Annotated in this window: 15 protein-coding genes; 7 read left to right on the forward strand and 8 right to left on the reverse strand. The window is 57.6% G+C overall.

Annotated features, from left to right (window positions below; genetic code table 11):
• Position 1: 1 nt before the first annotated feature.
• The 7 genes from KQP88_RS03465 to KQP88_RS03495 form a co-directional block, all read right to left on the reverse strand.
• Positions 2-1,381, reverse strand: a complete 1,380-nt coding sequence (locus KQP88_RS03465) for an OprD family porin (protein WP_200994808.1) — start codon at positions 1,379-1,381, stop codon at positions 2-4.
• Positions 1,382-1,537: 156 nt separating this feature from the next.
• Positions 1,538-3,136, reverse strand: coding sequence for an ABC transporter substrate-binding protein (locus KQP88_RS03470; protein ID WP_216704862.1), 1,599 nt, complete (start codon positions 3,134-3,136; stop codon positions 1,538-1,540).
• A gap of 266 nt (positions 3,137-3,402) precedes the next feature.
• Positions 3,403-5,025, reverse strand: coding sequence for an ABC transporter substrate-binding protein (locus KQP88_RS03475; RefSeq protein WP_260406417.1), 1,623 nt, complete (start codon positions 5,023-5,025; stop codon positions 3,403-3,405).
• 264 nt (positions 5,026-5,289) lie between these two features.
• Complete coding sequence (locus KQP88_RS03480; RefSeq protein ID WP_216704863.1) at positions 5,290-6,891, reverse strand: ABC transporter substrate-binding protein; 1,602 nt, start codon at positions 6,889-6,891, stop codon at positions 5,290-5,292.
• A gap of 284 nt (positions 6,892-7,175) precedes the next feature.
• Positions 7,176-8,729, reverse strand: a complete 1,554-nt coding sequence (locus tag KQP88_RS03485) for an HET-C-related protein (RefSeq protein ID WP_216704864.1) — start codon at positions 8,727-8,729, stop codon at positions 7,176-7,178.
• 235 nt (positions 8,730-8,964) lie between these two features.
• On the reverse strand, positions 8,965-9,936 hold the full coding sequence (locus KQP88_RS03490; protein ID WP_216704101.1) for an IS110 family RNA-guided transposase: 972 nt from the start codon (positions 9,934-9,936) through the stop codon (positions 8,965-8,967).
• 424 nt (positions 9,937-10,360) lie between these two features.
• On the reverse strand, positions 10,361-11,074 hold the full coding sequence (locus KQP88_RS03495) for an SIMPL domain-containing protein (RefSeq protein WP_200994804.1): 714 nt from the start codon (positions 11,072-11,074) through the stop codon (positions 10,361-10,363).
• A gap of 185 nt (positions 11,075-11,259) precedes the next feature.
• Here KQP88_RS03495 and KQP88_RS03500 point away from each other — a divergent pair, with 185 nt between their 5' ends.
• The 7 genes from KQP88_RS03500 (at position 11,260) to garD (ending at position 20,075) form a co-directional block, all read left to right on the forward strand.
• Positions 11,260-12,519 carry an ATP-binding protein gene (locus KQP88_RS03500; protein WP_200994803.1) on the forward strand — a complete coding sequence of 420 codons (1,260 nt, stop codon included), beginning with the start codon at positions 11,260-11,262 and terminating at the stop codon, positions 12,517-12,519.
• Positions 12,516-13,079 (forward strand): response regulator transcription factor, encoded by a 564-nt coding sequence (locus tag KQP88_RS03505; protein ID WP_025258431.1) that lies wholly within the window; start codon positions 12,516-12,518, stop codon positions 13,077-13,079. Before KQP88_RS03500 ends, KQP88_RS03505 begins: the two co-directional genes overlap by 4 nt.
• A gap of 90 nt (positions 13,080-13,169) precedes the next feature.
• Positions 13,170-14,891, forward strand: coding sequence for an ABC transporter ATP-binding protein/permease (locus KQP88_RS03510; RefSeq protein WP_216704865.1), 1,722 nt, complete (start codon positions 13,170-13,172; stop codon positions 14,889-14,891).
• Between the two features lie 97 nt (positions 14,892-14,988).
• Positions 14,989-15,738, forward strand: coding sequence for a FadR/GntR family transcriptional regulator (locus KQP88_RS03515; RefSeq protein WP_200994801.1), 750 nt, complete (start codon positions 14,989-14,991; stop codon positions 15,736-15,738).
• Between the two features lie 318 nt (positions 15,739-16,056).
• Positions 16,057-16,968 (forward strand): 5-dehydro-4-deoxyglucarate dehydratase, encoded by a 912-nt coding sequence (kdgD, locus tag KQP88_RS03520; protein WP_200994800.1) that lies wholly within the window; start codon positions 16,057-16,059, stop codon positions 16,966-16,968.
• A 166-nt stretch (positions 16,969-17,134) separates the two neighbouring features.
• Positions 17,135-18,511: an MFS transporter gene (locus KQP88_RS03525; protein WP_216704866.1), complete on the forward strand. Its 1,377-nt coding sequence runs from the start codon at positions 17,135-17,137 to the stop codon at positions 18,509-18,511.
• Between the two features lie 10 nt (positions 18,512-18,521).
• Entirely contained in the window at positions 18,522-20,075 is a 1,554-nt protein-coding gene (gene garD, locus KQP88_RS03530) for a galactarate dehydratase (RefSeq protein WP_200994798.1), read from the forward strand.
• 85 nt (positions 20,076-20,160) lie between these two features.
• Here the strand turns inward: garD and KQP88_RS03535 are convergent, their stop codons facing one another.
• Positions 20,161-20,787 (reverse strand): Yip1 family protein, encoded by a 627-nt coding sequence (locus KQP88_RS03535; protein WP_216704867.1) that lies wholly within the window; start codon positions 20,785-20,787, stop codon positions 20,161-20,163.
• Positions 20,788-20,947: the final 160 nt, after the last annotated feature.

Below are 20,947 nucleotides of genomic sequence, written 5' to 3' on the forward strand. Positions count from 1 at the left end.
TTTACAGGATCTTGAATGGGATCGTGGTTACGAGGCGGAATTCATTGATATCGCCATCGATCTGGGCTCCAGTGGAGCGGTGTGTCGTGTAAGTGGCGCGTACGGTTGTGGCCTTGAGCGGGCCGGACTGCAAGGCGTAGCTGGTGCCGATGCCGTATTCGTAATGACTTTCGCCGCGCAGATCGGTGACGTCAGAGTAGCCTGTGCCTCTGTAGTGGGTCCCGTCGATGCCCCAGCCACGTGCCTGATAGGCATTGAATTTCAGGCCAGGTACGCCGTATTCGCCCATGTTGATGACATAGCTGAGTTGCAGGGATTTTTCGTTCGGGCCGTTGAAGTCCGACAGCAGGGAGTTGGCCAGGAAGATGGCGTTGGTGTCCTTGGCATAGTCGAAGTACTCGTTGCCCATGACTTCCTGGTACGCGATGCCGAAGCTGTGCGCCTGGTGAGTCGCGGTGAACGACAGGCTGTAGGTGTCGTTATCGATAGGGCCGAGCTTGCTCTGACCCGAGTCCTTGGTCTTGTAGTAGTTCAGGTTGCTGCTCAGCGCCACGGCCTTGCTGTCGCCGATCTCGTGGGTAAAGCCGAAGTAGTACTGCTTCCAGAAGTCTTCCAGATCCGAGGCGTACAGGCTGGCGGTCACATTGCTGAAAGGCTTGTAGTCGGCGCCCACCATGCTCATGCGGTCTGAGGTCGCATTGATGTTGGCATACGTGGAGCGGAACTTCGTCAGGCTCTGTTCGCTACGAGGTGAAATTCGATCAAAGGTCGCAGCCTGAATGGACAGGTTGTTCAGCTCGTCGCTCTGCAGGGCAAAGCCCTGGAAGCTGGAAGGCAAGGCCCGGTTGCCGAGATAGGCAACGACCGGTGTGTTGATCGACTGGCGACCGGCGGTCAGGGTGGTGTTGGAGATGCGTGCCTTGACGTTGCCCAGGCCCAGTTTGCTCCATTGTCCGACGGCGTCGCCGTTGTTTTCGGCCAGTGTGCGGTTACCGCCGCCGGCAATGTCCTTGCGATCCCTGTCCAGCGCGATGGCGTTGTACAGCGCCACTTCGGTACTGAAGCCGACAGTGCCTTGGGTGAAGCCCGAGCTGTAGTTGACGATGGTGCCTTGCACCCAGTTGATACGGCGCGGAGTCGGGGTTGCCACACCGTTCTTCCGGTAGCTGAAGCGGTCATCTCCACGGAGGAGTTCATTGGCGTACCAGTTACGAGTCGTGCCCGTCAGATGCTGGTCTTCAAAGAAGCCTTTTGCCTCGTCCTGTGCGTTCGAGGTGTTTAGCTGTGTCGGGACGAAGCTGGTGCTGCTTTCTTCTGCCTGGGCGACCGCGCCGAAGGAGGCCAGAGAGAGGGCAAGCAATGCCGTGCTGGTTGTTTTCAAGGGGTACCGCTCCTTTGTTATCACTTTTAAAGCGCCAGTTTTTTTCTGTCTGGCTTGGTGGTGCCGGGTTTGGGACCGGCTTTTTTTATGTATCCGGCCACCCGCCTGCATCACTCGACGTCTGAGCGTGAGTGATGCAGGCGGAGGGTTTGAGGATCAGTCTTTGACGCTGACGCCCGAGAAGCTGTTGCGACCGAAGGGGCTTACGTGGAAACCCTCGACTTCAGCGCGCAATGGCTGGTTGACCGTGGAGTGGGCAACTGGTGTGATCGGGACTTGTTCCTTGAGATAGCGCTGCGCCTGTTTGTACAGGTCGGTGCGTTTTTCCCGGTCGGTGGTGGAGATGGCCGACTTGATCAGGGCGTCGTATTTTTCGTCGCACCACATCGAGTAGTTATTGCCGCCAATGGCTGCACAGCTGTAGAGCGTGCCGAGCCAGTTGTCCGGGTCACCGTTGTCACCGGTCCAGCCGATCAGCGAGATATCGTGCTCGCCGTTCTTGGTGCGCTTGAGGTATTCGCCCCATTCGTAACTGACGATCTTGACCTTGATCCCGACCTTGGCCCAGTCGGACTGGAGCATTTCGGCCATCAGCTTGGCGTTGGGGTTGTAAGGGCGCTGGACCGGCATGGCCCACAGCGTCAGCTCAGTGCCTTCCTTGACGCCTGCCGCCCGCAACAGCTCCTTGGCTTTTTCCGGGTTGAAAGGCGTGTCCTTGATGCTGTCGTCATAAGACCACTGGGTCGGTGGCATGGCGTTGACCGCCAGTTGCCCGGAACCCTGATAAACGGCGTTGATGATGGCCTGCTTGTTGACCGCCATGTCCAGCGCCTGGCGCACCTGCAGATTGCCCAGCGGCTCATGACGCACGTTGTAGGAGATGTAACCCAGGTTGAAGCCCGGACGTTGCAGTATCTGCAACTGCTTGTCGGCTTTCAGGGCGTCGAGATCGGCAGGCCTTGGGTTGAGCGTGACCTGGCATTCGTTCTTGCGCAGCTTCTGCATGCGTACCGAGGCGTCGGTATTGATGGCGAAAATCAGCTGATCGACTTTGACGCGGCTCGGGTCCCAGTATTCCTTGTTGGCCTTGTAGCGGATCTGCGAATCCTTCTGATAGCGCTGGAATACAAACGGGCCAGTGCCGATAGGCTGCTGGTTGATATCCCGTGGGTCGCCCTTGGCCATTAGTTGCTCGGCGTATTCGGCAGAGAGAATCGCGGCGAAGCTCATTGCGATGTTCTGGATGAAAGCGGCGTCGACGGTATTGAGGGTAAATACGACGGTCAGTGGCCCGGTCTTTTCAATGGACTTGATCTTCTTGTTCAGGCCCATGCCGTTGAAATAAGGGAACTCTGTGGGATAAGCGACACGAAACGGGTGGTCGGGCTTGAGCATGCGGTTGAACGTGAAAATCACGTCGTCTGCATTGAAGTCGCGGCTGGGCTTGAAGTCTTTGTTGCTGTGGAATTTGACGCCTTCGCGCAGGTGGAAGGTGTAGACCAGACCATCGGGCGATACGTCCCAGCTGGTGGCCAGTGCCGGCAAGACGGTTGTGTCGCCGGGCTTGAATTCAGTCAGGCGGTTGTAGATGGGTTCGGCGGCATCGTTGTCCGTTGCGGCAGTGTACTGAGCCGTATCGAAGCCGGCAGGGCTGGCTTCCGAGCAGAACACCAGGCTGCTGGCGGCCTGGGTTGCAGTCGCCGCATTGAGTAGTCCAAGGCCAACTAATGATGTTATTGCGATTGTTTTACGCATAAGGATTCCTGTCCTTCCACGGGCGAGTGATAGCGCTCATATGTAACGACGCGTCCGAAAACAATATCTGAAGTAAGTAAAACTGCCACGACGGTATGTCGGCCAGCGCTTGCGGTAAATAGGTTCGCAGGCTCTAGTTGTTGTAGGAAAAAAACTTTCACCAAGTAGGTAACTGCTTTTAGCCGCAATTACGCAACTTGGCGAATTTATTTTTCAGGCCGACATTCAATTGCCTGCGCTGCAATAACAGCGCAGGCATATTGCTATTACTTCACGCTGACACCGTAGAAGGAGTTCAGTCCGAACGGGCTGATCTTGAAGTCCTGAACGGTATTGCGCATCGGCTGATAGACGGTGGAGTGCGCGATAGGCGTCATCGGCACGGCATCCTTGAGCAGGTGTTGCGCCTGTTTGTACAGCTCGGTGCGTTTGGCCTGGTCAGGTGTGGCCTTGGCCTGCTTGATGATTGCGTCGTAAGGCTTGTCGCACCACTTGGAGAAGTTGTTGCCGTTGATGGCGTCGCAGCCAAACAGGGTGCCCAGCCAGTTGTCCGGGTCACCGTTGTCACCGCTCCAGCCAATCAGCATGGCGCCGTTTTCACCGCCCTTGGAGCGCTTGATGTATTCACCCCACTCGTAGCTGACGATTTTTGCGTTGATACCGATCTTCTTCCAGTCGGACTGAAGCATCTCGGCCATCAACTTGGCGTTGGGGTTGTAAGGACGCTGGACCGGCATCGCCCACAGGGTGATTTCGGTGCCTTCCTTGATGCCGGCTTCCTTGAGCAGGGCCTTGGCTTTCTCGGGGTTGTACGCGGCGTCCTTGATGGTGGTGTCATAGGACCACTGGGTCGGCGGCATGGCGTTGACGGCCAGTTGGCCTGCGCCCTGGTAGACCGAGTCAATGATCTGCTGCTTGTTGACCGCCATGTCCAGCGCCTGACGAACCTTCAGTTGCGCCATCGGGTTCGGCGTGTCGCTGCCCTTGATCTTGTCCATCACGTTGTAGGCGATGTAACCCAGGTTGAAACCTGCCTGATCAGGCATTTTCAGGTTCTTGTCGGCCTTGAGTGTTTCAAGGTCGGCAGGGCGTGGGTAAGCGGTAATCTGGCACTCGTTCTTCTTGAGCTTCTGGATGCGTACCGAGGCGTCGGTGGTGATGGCGAAGATCAGGTTGTCGATCTTGACGTCTTCAGGCTTCCAGTAGTCCTTGTTGCCGGTGAAGCGGATGTTCGAGTCTTTCTGGTAGCTCTTGAAGACGAACGGGCCGGTGCCGACAGGTTTGCTGTTGATGTCCGCAGCCTTGCCTTCCTTGAGCAACTGGTCGGCGTATTCGGCAGACTGGATCGAGGCAAAGGACATGGCCAGGTTCTGGATGAACGCGGCATCGACGGTATTGAGGACGAACTTCACGGTGTAGTCGTCGACTTTCTCGACCTTGGCAATGTTGCTGTCCATGCCCATGTCGGTGAAGTACGGGAATTCGGTCGGGGCCGCTTTGCGGAACGGCTGGTCCTTGTCGATCATGCGGTTGAACGTGAACAGCACGTCATCGGCATTGAAATCGCGACTTGGTTTGAAGTACGGCGTGGTGTGGAACTTGACGCCCTTGCGCAGGTGGAAGGTGTAAGTCAGCACGTCGGGGGACACATCCCAACTGGTTGCCAGACCTGGCTGGACAGCCGTGCCGCCGCGCTCGAACTGGGTCAGCCGGTTGAACATGGTTTCTGCCGAGGCGTCGAAGTCGGTACCGGTGGTGTATTGGGCCGGATCGAAGCCCGCCGGGCTGCCTTCTGAGCAGAACACAAGGTTGGATGCCGCCTGAGCGAAGGGTGCGCTGGCCAGCAGGCTTGCGCCGACGATGAACGGGATGACTGCGTGTTTGAGCATGGAGGCCTCAGTTATTGTCATTTGGAGGGAACGACCTCGTGAGCCGATCCATCCGATACTTATGCAGGGGTCGTACCCGAAGCAAGGTGCTGACGACAAAGGGGCCGTAAAAAGTGGAACGAGCGTACATGAATGTCGCGTAAGTGTAATTTCTGCGCAGTTGATCGTTTGCGCAAAGGATTTTTGCCGTTTATCGCACCATAAACGCGCAACCGGGCGTGTTGAATGCACCCGGTTGGTGTGTGGTTGTTACCTTTTATGAGCTTACTTGCTCAGACTCACCCCATAGAAAGGCGTCAGGCCGAACGGGCTGATCTTGAAGTCCTGGACTTCCTGGCGCATGGGCTGGAAGACTTTGGAGTTGGCAATCGGCGTGATCGGCACCTGTGCCTTGAGCACTTGTTGCGCCTGTTTATACAGTTTGATCCGCTCATCGCGATCGGCGGTCACTTTGGCCTGTTGCACCAGCTTGTCGTAGGCCGGATCGCACCATTTGGCGAAGTTGCTGCCCTTGACTGCCGCACAGCTGTACAGCACGCCCAGCCAGTTGTCGGGGTCACCGTTGTCGCCGGTCCAGCCGTAGATCATTACATCGTGCTCGCCTGCGCGAGAGCGCTTCATGTACTCGCCCCATTCATAGGTGACGATGTTGGCCTTGATGCCGATCTTGTCCCAGTCGGACTGGATCATCTGCGCCGACATTCGTGCGTTGGGGTTGGAAGCCCGCTGCACCGTCATGGCCCACAGGTTGATTTGTGTGCCCGGTGCGATGCCCGCTTCCTTGAGCAACTGCTTCGCCTTGGTCGGGTCGTAAGGCGCGTCCTTGATGTCCGGGTCGAAGCTCCACTGGCCGGGCGGCAGGGCGTTCTGGGCCAGTTGCCCGGCGCTCTGGTAAACCGCCTTGATAATGGCCGACTTGTCGATGGCCATGTCCAGCGCCTGACGCACCTTGAGCTGGTCCAGTGGCGGGTGTGTGACGTTATAGGCCAGGAAGCCCAGGTTGAAACCCGGCTGGCTCAGAACCTTGATCTTCGGGTCTTTCTTGAATTCTTCGATGTCTTGCGGGCGAGGGTAGCCGCTGACCTGGCACTCACCGGCCTTGAGCTTTTGCAGACGCACCGCGGCATCGTTGTTGATGGAGAAGATCAGGTTGTCGATCTTCACGTCTTCGGGCTTCCAGTAGTCCTTGTTGCCCACGTAACGGATCTGCGAATCCTTCTGATAGCGCTTGAAGACGAAGGGACCGGTACCGACAGGTTTCTGGTTCAGATCGGCTGCCTTGCCTTCCTTGAGCAGTTGCGCGGCATATTCGGCGGACTGGATCGAGGCGAAGCTCATGGCCAGGTTCTGCACGAACGCGGCATCGACATTGTTCAGGTTGAACCTGACGGTATGGGCATCGACCTTTTCAATGTTCTTGATGGTCTTGTTCATGCCCATGTCGGTGAAGTAGGGCGACTCTGAAGGATAAGCCTTGCGAAACGGCTGCTCGGGATCAAGCAGACGGTTGAACGTGAACAGCACATCGTCGGCATTGAAAGCCCGGGTTGGCTTGAAGTAGTCAGTGGTGTGGAACTTCACGCCTTCGCGCAGGTGAAAGGTGTAGCTCAGGCCGTCTGCAGAAACGTCCCAGCGAGTCGCCAGCCCTGGCTCCACTTCCGTACCACCGCGCTTGAACTGGGTCAGGCGGTTGAAAACCGTTTCGGCCGAGGCATCGAAGTCGGTACCGCTGGTGTACTGGCTCGGATCGAAACCGGCAGGGCTGGCTTCGGAGCAGTACACCAGGGTACTGGCGGCCTGGGCCAGCGGCGCGCAGGCCAGCAGTGCGGTAGTCAACAGCAGCGGTTTGAAGATCGTATGTCCCATGAAACCCCTCGCAAAGTGCGGCAATAACCGTTCTGAATATCATCGTGCAGATAGACAGCGGATAGTGCCGCATTTGTCGGGAATCCAACAACGCTCTCATCAAACATAGCGCAACATCTTGAATTGCAAGGTTAATGTAGGAGCGCGCTTGCCCGCGACCGAGTGCGAAGCGCTCGCAAAATCTACGACTGCTGCGCAGCCGGTCGTCGGAGTGCCGCCCAGGGCAAGCGCGCTCCTACACCTGTTTGCTGCGCGACAGCGGCGCCAAGGCGGCGGGTGGTCTCTTACTTGCCCGTGATTTTATTCCACAGGTCCGACAGCGAAGTGCTCTCGAAAAAGGTATTCAGAAAACGGGAGCCTTCTTGATTGAATACCCTCAAGCCTACTTGTGTGCTGTTTCGCAAGTGCTCATGGGTGCGCTCCAGCTCGGTTTTGACTGACGCATGTTTGACCAGCCCCGGATTCCGGTTTGCCCAGTCGCGAACCAGTTCGTCCTGCCAGTTGCTGTCCATGGGATGGGCAAAGAACCTGGCGGCCACATGTGCCGGGTGCTGCACGCCGTCCTTGCCGAACCAGTTGCCCTTTACCGCCTGTCCCACTTGCAGCACCGCTTTTTCCGCCAGCAGTGCAGACAGTGTGTGCAGCGGGTGTTCGGCATGGTCCTTGGCAAGCTGCGAGTGTGACGGGTCAGTAGAACCGTTGGTATTCGGGTCATCGCCCAGTGTGGTCTGGAGATCGTCGATGCTGTTGCCAAACCAGGTGGTCAGGCCCTGCATGGCCGTGCCGATTGCATTGTTGACGATTCTTCCCGGTGTCCCGATAAACGAATAGAAGCGTTCAACCTGTTCGGAGAACGGCAGGCTGGCCCATTGGTCGCGGGTGGTCAGGAATGCTTCATAGCCCTGAAGCAGTTGCTCGTTGGGGTGCTCGCTGAGCAGGATCTGAATGATCTGGTCGCGCTCGTAGCGCACCCCGGCCTTGATGGGTTCAAAGGGTTTGTCATCCGTCGAGAACAGGATCTTGCCCAGTGGTGCAGCAAGGCTGGCGATGATGTCGCTGCCGCCGAACATGCCGGTCACCAGAGGCAGGCGATGCCTGCAGGCTGCTGGGGATGTCCATGGCAGGACGCTGGTATGGCCGAGCTTTATCAGGCTCAACTCGACGAAGTTGGAGTGGGAGAAAAAGTCTTCGAGGATATGCAGGCCCGAACCGAGTGCCCGCAAGCCATCGGTGGATTGCGGGCCAGCCTTCAGGGCCATGTCCAGCTCATTGCTCATGACATCCACCGAGCGCTGGATGTAGCGTTTCATGGATGTGTTGTAGTCGACCTGCAAGACCGGATCGTCGGGTTTCACCCAGTCCTCGAAGTCGGCGTCGCGCTCCTTGGGGTTGGCTGGCTTCGGGTTCACGGCCTTGGGGTTGTCGATGTGTTCGCTGGGGCGATAAACGCCAAGTCTTTCAGGGGTGACGATGAATTTCGAGCGGTCGATCTTCATCAGATCGGTGAACTCCTTGACTGCCAGCACATCCACGATTCTGGTCAGGGCTTCACGGGACAGCAGGTCCGGGAAGCTCTTGGGCATGGTGGTTGCGCGCACGATCTTGGGGTCGAGCAGTTGCGAGTAGTCGCGCAGCCAGTTGCCATAGTAGATGGCGCGTATTTCATCCTGCCTGAAACCGGCCGTTTCAAGGATCGCTTCTATAGAGCCATGAGTGGCCTTGGTTTTTTCGCCTTGGCCTGCTTCAAAGCGGGCTGCAACGGGCAGAGGCTCGTGAACCTCACTGGTCTTGTCTTCATTTTGCTGAGGCTGGACTGACGCGATAGTGCCAGGATTCATCCTTGATTCCTTTTATTGAAATGCGATTGGGGTTTCAGGATGAGTCTACGGGTTACACGGTAGGGGAGAATCAGGCTGGGCGTTGAGTGGTGTAGGGCGAGGAGACACGGTCTGTCGGGAGGAGGAGATGCAGTAGGAGATCACCCGCCGCCTTGGCGCCGCGCTGTCGTGCAGCAAACAGATGTAGATACCGTCTTGATCAGCCCCTTGCAATACCGGATGTAAGGGGCGTCTTTTACACAGCCATCGCATATTTAGGATCGTATGGCTTGCCTGACTTGATCACGCCATACACCAGGTGCAAGAGCTTACGCATGGCTGCGCAGATGATCTGTTGGGGCGCTTTGCCTCGCGCCTTGAGCCTATCGCTTTGAGCCTTAATCACGGCGTTATGGCGGGAGGCCACAATGCCGGGCATATACAGGCTTTTACGCAGTCTGGCGGACCCGGTTTTGGAGATGGGCGTCGGCCCTGTGTATTCACCTGATTGGTCAGGTACCGGGTTAAGGCCGGCAAATGCCACAATGGCACGAGCCCCTTTGTACTTAAGTGGATCCCCAAGCTCTGCCAGCAGAGAGGCCGCACTTGTGTCACCCAGACCGTCGATTGATACGATCAAATCACGCTTGCCGCGCAGATCGGGATCGTCATCAATGTGCTGACGAATCTTTTTTCTGGTGTGTTCGATCTGCTCGTCAAGGGAGTCGATGAGCGACCGTATGGAGTGCTGAACGCTGACGTCGCAAACTTCCAGGCGATTGGCTTCCATCTGCCGCATTTCCTGCAAGTCCTCCAGTCGGCGTACCAGCGCCCGTAAACGCCGCTGTGACGGAGGTTCCGGTGTCCACTCTCGCAGTTTGTGAGTTCGCTCAGAACCGTACCGGGCAATGAGCTTGGCGTCTGCCTTGTCCGTCTTGACTCGCCGCAGATCCTCTTTGCCATAGGCATGAATGATGGCTGGATTGAGCACTGCGACCTTGAATCCTCTGGCGTAGAGAAATTCAGCCAAGGCTTCGTAGTAGATGCCCGTTGCTTCCATGACGACCCAGCAGGCTTTCTCTGCATGCGTTTCCAGCCACTGCTCGAACTGATTGAAACCAGCCTCCGTATTGGCCAGCTTGGCTTTGGTACGAAATTTTTGGTTGCCCTGGAGCAGAGCGATATCAAAGGTTTTCTTAGCGCAATCGACGCCGACAGCTACAGGCATATGGGCTCCTTGATCAGTTGGGTGATGATCGAGCTGCACTCTGTCCAGCCTTGCAATTCAATACGTGCTCACGTCACTGACGGGCACCAGATACCGTTCGGACTTGCTGAGTGAGGGTGGAGGGCCAGAGCTCAATCTACGTATTGCAGGCTCTGGGCCTTAGGAGCGCGACAGCTTCTTGGCCCTCCCTCGATGATCAGTCGAGAACTATCGACACCAGAAATGTCGATAGTTGCCATACAAGGAGCGCGCTTGCCCTGGGCGGCACTCCGACGACCGGCTGCGTAGCAGTCGTAGATTTTGCGAGCGCTTCGCACTCGGTCGCGGGCAAGCGCGCTCCTACAATGACGCATGTTCCATCTTGTTTGATTCAAAATGGTTTCGCGAATGAGCGGAGCGCCGCCCGATTCTACCCAGTGATCACCTAGGGAATCTGCACCTCGATCACACCATCGGCCGCAACGCTGACCTGGCTGGTGCCGGCTTCGACATCAGGTGTCGGCGCTGCGTCGGCGCGTTCGGCTTTCATCATCATGACCGGCGCGCGCAGGTAGGGCTGTGGATAACCCGAAGTATTGAGGTTCAGGTTCACCAGTTTGTAGCCCGTGCCACCCAGCGCTTCGGTGACCAGTTGGGCGCGGGCCTTGAACGCGGTCACTGCATCCTTGAGCAGGGCATCTTCACTGGCCTTGCGGGTTGGCGTGGAAATGGAGAAGTCCATGCCGCCCATTTTCAGGTCGGTCAGCAACTCGCCCGTCAGTTTGGACAGCGCGGCAAAGTCGGCACTTTCCAGGCGCAGTTCGGCGCGCTCACGCCAGCCAGTGATCGACTGACCTTTCTCGCCGTAGATGGGGTAACTGTTGCGGCTGCCCTGGCGGATGGTCACGTCCTTGACCTGACGCGCCTGGCCCAGCGCCTTGTTCAGGGTTTCGGTGATCTGTGCCGCAAGCTTTGCCGGGTCGCTGTTCTGCGCTTCGCTGTAGAGCGTGACGAGCATCAGGTCGCGCTGGACCTCTTGATTGACCTCGGCGCGCAATGAAATCTGGTTGTAACGAGGTTCCTCGGCAATGGCCTGGGCACAGGCCAGGACCGTGATTCCCAGCGTGATGACCAGGGCGACAGGGCGAAGATTGAACATGAGTAACTCCTTGTTATAAAAGCGTCATCCGACGATTGTCGGACTGATGCAACTTCATATGACTGTAGTCAGGAGTTCCGGTTCCGGACAGTTCGGTATGTGGCGCTTTGACGCACTTTTCCAGTTTTGCCTCTCGCTTGGTTATACTCGTTTCGATCCGCCTGGAGCGCTCATCAGGAGAGCTCATGCTCGCCCCCGTTCAAATGCTTTCAGCCTCGCGCCAGAACCTGTGGCGCCTGACGTTCATTCGCACCCTGGTGCTGGCTGCGCAGGCCGGTTCGGTCGGCATTGCCTGGCTGTTCAACGTGCTGCCGCTGCCCTGGCTGCCGCTGTCGATTACCTTGGGCTGTTCGGTCGCGCTCTGTGTGCTGACTGCCGTGCGCTTGCGTACTTCCTGGCCTGTCACTGAGTTGGAGTATGCGCTGCAACTGGCGCTGGACCTGATCATCCACAGTGCCTTGCTGTATTTCTCCGGCGGTTCGACCAACCCGTTCGTGTCCTATTATCTGGTCCCGCTGACCATCGCTGCCGTCACCTTGCCATGGCGCTATTCCCTGATCCTGTCCGGTATCGCCCTGACGCTCTATACCGCGCTTCTGTACCGATCCTATCCGCTGGAAACCTATCCCATCTCCAGAGAGAACATGCAGATCTATGGCATGTGGCTCAGCTTTGCCCTGGCGGCGTCGGTCATTACGTTCTTTGCCGCGAAGATGGCCGAAGAACTGCGTCGTCAGGAGCAATTGCGAGCGGTGCGTCGTGAAGAGGGCCTGCGTGACGAGCAATTGCTGGCCGTCGCGACCCAGGCCGCAGGCGCAGCCCATGAGCTGGGCACGCCTCTGGCGACCATGAGCGTGCTGCTCAAGGAAATGCGCCAGGATCATAGCAATCCCGAGTTGCAGGACGACCTTTCTGTCCTGCAGGAGCAGGTCAAGCAGTGCAAGCAGACACTCCAGCAACTGGTACGTGCCGCTGAAGCCAACCGGCGCATGGCGGTGGAATATCAGACGGTGACTCAGTGGATGGACGAGTCGCTGAACCGCTGGCATTTGATGCGTCCTGAAGTCAGTTATCGTTTTTTCCAGTTGGGCAAGGACAAGGTGCCGATGCTGGCGCCGCCGCCTGACCTGACCCAGTCGCTGCTCAACCTCTTGAACAATGCGGCCGATGCCTGTCCCGACGGGCTGGAAGTCAACCTGGATTGGGACAGTGCGGAAATCTGTATCAATATTCGTGACCACGGGCCGGGTGTGCCGCTGGCCATTGCCGAGCAGATCGGCAAGCCATTCTTTACCACCAAGGGCAAAGGTTTCGGCCTGGGCCTGTTTTTGAGCAAGGCCAGCGTTACCCGCGCCGGGGGTTCGGTAAAACTCTACCGTCATGAAGAGGGCGGCACGCTCACCGAGCTGCGCTTGCCTCGTGACACGCAAGGAGATGAAGCATGAGTGATGATGACATCCAGGTCGAAGGCGAAGAGCTTCCGCATTTGCTGCTGGTCGACGACGACGCAACCTTTACCCGGGTCATGGCGCGCGCCATGAGCCGTCGTGGTTTTCGCGTCAGCACCGCAGGTTCTGCCGAAGAAGGGCTGGTGATTGCCCAGAACGATATCCCCGAATACGCCGCGCTCGACCTGAAGATGGACGGCGACTCCGGTCTGGTGCTGTTGCCCAAGCTGCTGGAGCTGGACCCTGAAATGCGCGTGGTGATCCTCACCGGTTATTCGAGCATTGCGACGGCGGTCGAGGCGATCAAGCGTGGCGCCTGCAACTACCTGTGCAAACCGGCGGATGCCGACGACGTGCTGGCGGCCCTGCTGTCCGAGCATGCGAACCTGGACACTCTGGTGCCGGAAAACCCCATGTCGGTGGATCGCCTGCAGTGGGAGCACATCCAGCGGGTGCTGACCGAGCATGAAGGCAACATCTCGGCCACGGCCCGTGCGCTGGGCATGCACCGCCGCACCTTGCAGCGCAAATTGCAGAAGCGTCCTGTGCGTCGTTGATGAAGTTTTATTCATGAGGTCAGAGGGCGTTTTTGCTTCATTGTGAACGGGCATTGTTCTTCTTTCTGATAGAGAAGCCGGGCCTGAATCATGAATCGCAATCTTGAAGTCAACGACGCCCCGAGCGGTACGTTCCTCCCCAGAGTCTGGAAGCTGATCACGCCTTACTGGCGTAGCGAAGACCGGCGCATGGCCTGGTTGCTGCTGGCGGCGGTAGTTGGCCTGTCGTTGTTCAGCGTGGAAATTTCGGTGCAGATCAACAGTTGGTACCGGGATTTCTACAACGCTCTGGAAAAGAAAGACTTGGCGTCTTTCACCCATCTGACACTGTATTTCTGCGCGATTGCCGCCCTGGCGATCCTGGTGGCGGTGTATCGCCTTTACCTGACGCAGATGCTCACCATTCGCTGGCGCCGCTGGCTCACCGAGCAGCATTTTGCCAAGTGGCTCAGCCACAGGAATTACTACCAGCTGGAGCAGACCGGTCACACCGATAACCCTGACCAGCGTTTGTCCGAAGACCTTGATGAGTTCACGAGCCGAACCCTCTCGCTGGGTATCGGGCTGATGAGTACCGTGGTCAGTCTGGTGTCGTTCTCGGTCATTCTGTGGGGCGTTTCCGGCAGCGTCGAAGTGATGGGTGTCACGATTCACGGTTACATGTTCTGGGCGGCACTGGTGTATGCCGTGGTCGGTAGCTGGCTGACGCACCTGATCGGGCGGCGTCTGATCGTGTTGAACAACCAGCAGGAACGCTTTGAAGCCGACATGCGTTTTGCCCTGGTGCGGGTGAGGGAAAATGCCGAGAGCATTGCGCTGTGCGATGGCGAGCCCAACGAGAAGCAGCGGCTGAGCAATCGTTTCGGCATGATCTGGAGCAACTTCCGCTCGATCATGAAGGTTCAGAAAAGCCTCACCTTCTTTACCGCAGGCTATTCACAGATTGCGCTTATCTTCCCGTTTATCGTTGCGGCGCCGCGGTATTTCGCCGGGAAGATCGAGCTGGGGGATCTGATGCAGATCAACTCGGCTTTTGGCAATGTGCAGGAAAACTTCAGCTGGTTCATCGAAGCCTATGCCTCGCTGGCTTCATGGCGCGCCACCTGTGATCGCCTGCTCAGCTTCCGCCAGGGCATGGATGACAACGAAGCGCATCTTCCGGCTATTACCCTCAGTCGTGACAGCGAAGCTTTGCAACTGCAGGCGCTTGGGCTGGCTGGTGGCCGCGAACTGCTGCGCGATGCGAGTCTGTCTATCCAGCCGGGCGAGCGGGTCATGCTCAGTGGCCGTTCGGGAAGTGGCAAAAGCACTTTGCTGCGCGCCCTGGGCGGTTTATGGCATGAAGGGCAGGGGCACATCCGGTTGCCGGACGAGCGTTATATGTTCATGCCACAAAAGCCTTACCTGCCCATTGGTACGTTGCGCGACGCCTTGAGTTATCCACTGGCCGCGACCCAGTATCCGTCCGAGCGATTTGTCGAGGTGTTACACACCTGCCGTCTGGAGCATCTGGTCGCGAGACTGGATGAAGAAAACCATTGGCAGCGTCTGTTATCACCCGGCGAGCAGCAGCGGGTCGCTTTTGCCAGGGCTCTGTTGTTTGCGCCGAAGTGGTTGTATCTGGACGAGGCCACGTCGGCCATGGATGAAGAAGACGAAGCGGCGCTGTATCAGGCGCTTATCGATGAGCGGCCCGACATGACGATTCTCAGCATCGGGCACCGCAGCAGTCTCAAGCGTTTTCATGATCGATATCTGCGGGTGGAAGGGGGAAAACTGCTTGAACAGACGAGGCAGCAACACCTTGTCTGAATTCTCTCTGTCCCCCTCCTCAGGTTTTCAGGGTGTTATCGTATAACCGCTGAGCTATGATTGGTCTTTGTTAACAGTGCCGAGATCGATGTTGGATATGGAAAAGCAAACCGCAGCGCCTCGCGCACGCAGAAAGCACCGCAGCCTTGCGCAGGAACTGGTGACTGAGCTGTCCGAGCGCATCAGCAGCGGGCAGCTCAAGCGCGGCGACAAACTCCCTACCGAATCCGCCATCATGGAAGAGCAGGGCGTGAGTCGCACAGTGGTGCGCGAAGCCATTTCCCGCTTGCAGGCTTCCGGTCTGGTCGAGACGCGGCACGGTATCGGCACTTTTGTGCTGGATATCCCGAGCCCCAGCGGTTTTCGGATCGATCCGGCCACCATCGTCACCTTGCGTGATGTCCTGGCGGTTCTGGAGTTGCGTATCAGCCTGGAAGTCGAATCCGCAGGCCTTGCAGCACAGCGTCGCAGCGATGAGCAACTGGCCGCCATGCGTGCCGCCCTCGATGCCCTGAACGAAAGTGCCGCCCATGCCAGCGATGCCGTGGCTTCGGACTTCCAGTTTCACCTGCAGATCGCGCTTTCCACCGGCAACCGTTACTTCACCGATATCATGACCCACCTGGGCACCAGCATCATTCCGCGCACGCGCTTGAACTCGGCACGTCTGGCTCATGATGATCAGCAGCATTACATGAGTCGCCTGAGCCGCGAGCACGAAGAAATCTACGACGCCATCGCCCGCCAGGACTCCGAAGCCGCCCGCGCCGCCATGCGCCTGCACCTCACCAACAGCCGCGAACGTCTGCGTCATGCGCATGAAGAGGCCGAGTCGCAGAGGGCATAAGAGCGAGTTTCAAGCTGCAAGCTCTAAGCTTCAAGTCAAAAGCTTGTAGCTTGTAGCTTGTAGCTTGTAGCTTGTAGCTTGTAGCTTGTAGCTTGTAGCTTGTAGCTTGTAGCTCTCAGTGATCATATAACCCATCCATTCCCTCCAAAATCCCCAACCCCCCGTCTTTAAAGGCCTCGAAGCCCTTTCATCGCTTTAGTTCCGAAAAACCTGCAAATCCCTGTTGAGACATTTTATTTTCAGTTGTACGATGACTTACGACATCGGATCTGCCCCCGGTGATCCTCTAATAATTCTGTCCCACAGGGTGTTCGAATAATGAATCCACAAGAACTGAAGTCCATCCTCTCCTCCGGTCTGCTGTCTTTCCCGGTTACCGATTTCAATGCCCAGGGCGATTTCAATCGCGCTGGCTATATCAAACGCCTTGAGTGGCTGGCTCCGTACGGCGCAAGCGCGCTGTTCGCAGCAGGTGGTACTGGCGAGTTTTTCTCCCTGGCTGCCAGCGAATACTCGGAAATCATCAAGACTGCCGTCGACACGTGCGAAACCAGCGTGCCAATCCTGGCCGGTGTGGGTGGCCCGACTCGTCAAGCCATCGAATACGCTCAAGAAGCCGAGCGCCTGGGCGCCAAAGGCCTGCTGCTGCTGCCGCACTACCTGACTGAAGCCAGCCAGGATGGCGTTGCCGCTCACGTTGAAGCGGTCTGCAAGTCGGTCAAGATCGGTGTGGTCGTCTACAACCGTAACGTGTGCCGCCTGACCGCTCCGCTGCTGGAAAAACTGGCCGAGCGCAACCCGAACCTGATCGGCTACAAGGATGGCCTGGGCGATATCGAGCTGATGGTTTCGATCCGCCGCCGTTTGGGTGACCGCTTCTCGTACCTGGGTGGTCTGCCGACCGCTGAAGTCTATGCCGCCGCTTACAAGGCGCTGGGCGTGCCGGTCTATTCCTCGGCTGTATTCAACTTTGTTCCGAAATTGGCGATGGACTTCTACCACGCTATCGCTCGTGACGATCACGAAGCGGTCGGCAAGTACATCGACGACTTCTTCCTGCCTTACCTGGAAATTCGCAACCGTAAAGCCGGTTATGCCGTGAGCATCGTCAAGGCCGGCGCAAAAATCGCTGGTTACGATGCAGGTCCGGTTCGCGCACCGCTGACTGACCTGACTTCCGAAGAAGTCGAAATGCTGGCTGCGCTGATGGACAAGCAAGGCAAGCAGTAACACCGCTACAGGCAAACCGCTGAGAGATCAGCGGTTTTGTCGTTAGGCCGCAAGACCATGCAGGTAAAAGTTGTCGTCGCCGCCGACACTTTTAAGGGGCCTGCATCGCTGGACCCAAAAAAATGTATTACCCGCGTAAAAAAATAATGAGTGGGAGTTCAATCACATGCAAAAGTCCAAGCCGACTCACGTCCGCTATTTGATCCTGTTGATGCTGTTCCTTGTCACCACGATCAACTATGCAGACCGAGCCACCATCGCGATTGCCGGTTCAAGCATTCAGAAAGACCTCGGCATCAGTGCCGTAACCCTTGGCTACATCTTCTCTGCATTTGGCTGGGCCTACGTGGCCGGTCAGATTCCCGGTGGCTGGCTGCTCGACCGTTTCGGGTCGAAGAAAGTCTATGCCATGAGCATTTTCACCTGGTCCCTGTTCACCCTGCTGCAAGGCTATGTGGGTGAGTTTGGCGTCTCCACTGCAATCGTCGCGTTGTTCATGCTGCGCTTCCTGGTAGGCCTGGCCGAAGCGCCGTCCTTCCCGGGCAACGCCCGCATCGTGGCTTCCTGGTTTCCGACTGCCGAACGCGGCACTGCCTCGGCGATCTTCAACTCCGCGCAATACTTCGCCACGGTACTGTTCGCTCCGCTGATGGGCTGGATCGTTTACACCTTCGGCTGGCAACATGTCTTCATCGTTATGGGCGCCGGCGGCATCGTGTTCTCGCTGCTGTGGATGAAAGTCATCTATAGCCCGCGCAACCATCCGCTGATCAACGAAGCCGAAATCGAACACATTGCCAGCAACGGCGGCATGGTCGATCTGGATACCCAGGACAAGACCAAGGGCAAGAAGGGCGGACCGCGCTGGGATTACATTCGCCAGTTGCTGACCAACCGCATGATGCTCGGTATCTACCTGAGCCAGTACTGCATCAACGGCATCACCTACTTCTTCCTGACCTGGTTCCCGGTGTACCTGGTGCAGGAACGTGGCATGACGATCCTCAAGGCCGGTTTCATCGCGTCCTTGCCGGCCATCTGCGGTTTCATCGGTGGTGTGCTCGGTGGTGTCATCTCCGACTACCTGCTGCGCAAAGGCCATTCGCTGACCTTCTCGCGCAAGGCTCCGATCATCTGCGGCCTGCTGTTGTCGACCTCCATCGTCACCTGTAACTATGTCGATGTTGAATGGGTCGTCGTAGGTTTCATGGCGCTGGCGTTCTTCGGTAAAGGTGTCGGTGCGCTGGGCTGGGCTGTGATGTCCGACGTCTCGCCAAAACAGATCGCCGGTTTGAGCGGTGGCCTGTTCAACACATTCGGTAATATTGCCTCGATCACGACTCCGATCGTGATTGGTTACATCATCAGCTCTACGGGTTCCTTCAAGTGGGCACTGGTGTTCGTCGGCGCGAACGCGCTGCTGGCGGTAATCAGCTACATCTTCATAGTGGGTGAAATCAAGCGAGTGGAATTGAAAGAGCCGCCAACCAAGGGGCCTTTGCTGGACGACCAGGCCAGCGACCTTTCACAAGCCAAATCTTGAGGTAACCGTGATGAACCTGATTCAACATGCCGATTCTCCACGGTACATCCAGCTGCATCCGCTGGATAACGTGGTGGTAGTGGTCAATGACCAGGGCGTTCCAGCCGGAACCGAGTTCGACAACGGGCTGGTGACTGTCGATAACGTACCGCAGAGCCACAAGGTCAGTACTGTGGATCTGGCTGAAGGGGATGCCGTGATTCGTTACGGCCACACCATCGGCTATGCATTGCAGCCTATTCCTCGTGGCAGTTGGGTCAGGGAAGACCTGTTGCGCATGCCTTCTGCGCCTGCGCTGGACAGCCTGCCGATGTCCGATGCGGTACCGGAGAAAGGTGAGCCGCTGGAGGGTTATACCTTCGAGGGCTACCGCAACGCCGACGGTACTGTGGGCACTCGCAATATTCTGGGCATCACCACCACCGTTCAGTGCGTGACCGGTGTTCTGGATTTTGCGGTCAAGCGTATCCGTGACGAACTCCTGCCGCGCTATCCCAACGTCGATGACGTGGTGGCCCTGACCCACAGCTACGGCTGTGGCGTGGCGATCTCGGCGACTGACGCTTACATTCCGATCCGCACCGTTCGCAACCTGGCGCGTAACCCGAACCTGGGTGGCGAGGCGCTGGTCATCAGCCTGGGCTGCGAGAAATTGCAGGCCGGGCAGGTCATGCATGAAGACGACAGCTCCGTGGACCTCAGCGAGCCATGGCTGTACCGGCTTCAGGACGCCAGCCATGGCTTCAATGAAATGGTCGAGCAGATCATGGAGCTGGCTGAAGTGCGTCTGAAAAAGCTGGATCAGCGTCGTCGCGAAACCGTGCCGGCATCTGAGTTGATCCTGGGCATGCAATGCGGCGGCAGTGATGCGTTTTCCGGCATCACCGCCAACCCGGCACTGGGTTACGCCTCGGACCTGCTACTGCGTGCTGGCGCGACGGTGATGTTTTCCGAAGTGACCGAAGTACGCGATGCCATCTACCTGCTGACTTCCCGCGCACAGGATGAAACCGTCGCGCAGGAACTGGTACGCGAGATGGACTGGTACGACCGTTACCTGGCCAAGGGCGAAGCGGATCGCAGCGCCAACACCACGCCGGGCAACAAGAAAGGCGGGTTGTCGAACATTGTCGAGAAGTCCCTGGGGTCGATCGTCAAGTCCGGTAACAGCGCCATCAACGGCGTGCTTGGCCCGGGCGAGCGGTTCAAGAGCAAAGGGCTGATCTTCTGCGCCACACCAGCCAGTGACTTCGTGTGCGGCACCTTGCAGCTTGCTGCCGGGATGAACCTGCATGTGTTCACGACCGGACGTGGTACGCCTTATGGTCTGGCCATGAGCCCGGTGGTCAAGGTTTCGACCCGTACCGAACTGGCCCAGCGCTGGCCCGACCTGATCGATATCGACGCCGGACGCATTGCAACCGGTCGCGCGACCATCGAAGACCTGGGTTGGGAGCTGTTCCACTTCTATCTGGATGTGGCCAGCGGCAAGAAAAAGACCTGGACCGAGCATTACCGTCTGCACAACGACATCACCCTGTTCAACCCGGCTCCGATTACCTGATCCGGTAAGCCAGTGGGAAACCTGTGTGAGCGAATTCATTCGCGAATGAATTCGCTCCCACACAGCCTGCACAAGTTATATTTGCTCAACCCTGCACTTCTCCCAGCGAATGGCGCACATACTCCGGCGTCAGGCCGTTGTACCAAAGCAGAATCGTCGATACCAGAATCGTGACCAGCACCAGCAGCCCTACCGCCCAGATCGCAGCGGCGTAGAGCGGTGCCTTGCCTTCTGGCAGGCGCATGAAAGGGGCTATGCCCACGAACAGCAGTACCGTCGAATAGACCGAAGCCAGCCCCAGCACCAGAATTGCCAGCCAGCGACTGGGATACAGGCCTGCAATACCCGCCAGGAAAAAGGGTGTCGTGGTGTAGGTGGCAAAACCGATGCTCTGGTTGAGGGTAGGCCGGGCTTCAAAGGTGCGAGACATCCAGCGAATGAAGCTTCCCATGATCAGTGTCCCGATCAGAAAAGCCACGTACAGCAACGCACAGAGCTGCAATGCGCTCTTGGTGCTGAGTTTCACGTTTTCACCTTCAGCCAGGCTCCAGCCGACCTGAGTGGTGCCTATGTACAGGCAGACGACCGGTATCAGCGCCAGCAGTATCAAGTGGGGCAGGTAGTGCCGGGGCTCCTGTTCTTCCTTGCATCTGGCGGTTTTCCAGGCCTCTCTGGGCTGGGTGAAAAGTTTGATGATCAATGGCGTGTGCATGGCTGACCCCTCGGCTCAGTGTCTGCTCGCAACTTTCCCTGTTTCCTGCGAGCCCCCGACGACTTTACTGGCTGATGCCTGAATGGTTTCGCCCCATGGGACAGTCGGAGCAATGAACGCATTGAGTTTTCCTACTTCTCTGAACTTTCTGGTCGGTCGG

Origin of the sequence: Pseudomonas lijiangensis (assembly GCF_018968705.1) — a bacterium.
Lineage (GTDB): Bacteria > Pseudomonadota > Gammaproteobacteria > Pseudomonadales > Pseudomonadaceae > Aquipseudomonas > Aquipseudomonas lijiangensis.

What these genes read in the sequence shown, in the direction of transcription:
- KQP88_RS03470 (WP_216704862.1), bottom strand. Translation starts at nt 3,136, where the DNA reads ATGCGTAAAACAATCGCAATAACATCATTAGTTGGCCTTGGACTACTC.
- KQP88_RS03475 (WP_260406417.1), bottom strand. Translation starts at nt 5,025, where the DNA reads ATGCTCAAACACGCAGTCATCCCGTTCATCGTCGGCGCAAGCCTGCTG.
- KQP88_RS03480 (WP_216704863.1), bottom strand. Translation starts at nt 6,891, where the DNA reads ATGGGACATACGATCTTCAAACCGCTGCTGTTGACTACCGCACTGCTG.
- KQP88_RS03485 (WP_216704864.1), bottom strand. Translation starts at nt 8,729, where the DNA reads ATGAATCCTGGCACTATCGCGTCAGTCCAGCCTCAGCAAAATGAAGAC.
- KQP88_RS03490 (WP_216704101.1), bottom strand. Translation starts at nt 9,936, where the DNA reads ATGCCTGTAGCTGTCGGCGTCGATTGCGCTAAGAAAACCTTTGATATC.
- KQP88_RS03495 (WP_200994804.1), bottom strand. Translation starts at nt 11,074, where the DNA reads ATGTTCAATCTTCGCCCTGTCGCCCTGGTCATCACGCTGGGAATCACG.
- KQP88_RS03500 (WP_200994803.1), top strand. Translation starts at nt 11,260, where the DNA reads ATGCTCGCCCCCGTTCAAATGCTTTCAGCCTCGCGCCAGAACCTGTGG.
- KQP88_RS03505 (WP_025258431.1), top strand. Translation starts at nt 12,516, where the DNA reads ATGAGTGATGATGACATCCAGGTCGAAGGCGAAGAGCTTCCGCATTTG.
- KQP88_RS03510 (WP_216704865.1), top strand. Translation starts at nt 13,170, where the DNA reads ATGAATCGCAATCTTGAAGTCAACGACGCCCCGAGCGGTACGTTCCTC.
- KQP88_RS03515 (WP_200994801.1), top strand. Translation starts at nt 14,989, where the DNA reads ATGGAAAAGCAAACCGCAGCGCCTCGCGCACGCAGAAAGCACCGCAGC.
- kdgD (WP_200994800.1), top strand. Translation starts at nt 16,057, where the DNA reads ATGAATCCACAAGAACTGAAGTCCATCCTCTCCTCCGGTCTGCTGTCT.
- KQP88_RS03525 (WP_216704866.1), top strand. Translation starts at nt 17,135, where the DNA reads ATGCAAAAGTCCAAGCCGACTCACGTCCGCTATTTGATCCTGTTGATG.
- garD (WP_200994798.1), top strand. Translation starts at nt 18,522, where the DNA reads ATGAACCTGATTCAACATGCCGATTCTCCACGGTACATCCAGCTGCAT.
- KQP88_RS03535 (WP_216704867.1), bottom strand. Translation starts at nt 20,787, where the DNA reads ATGCACACGCCATTGATCATCAAACTTTTCACCCAGCCCAGAGAGGCC.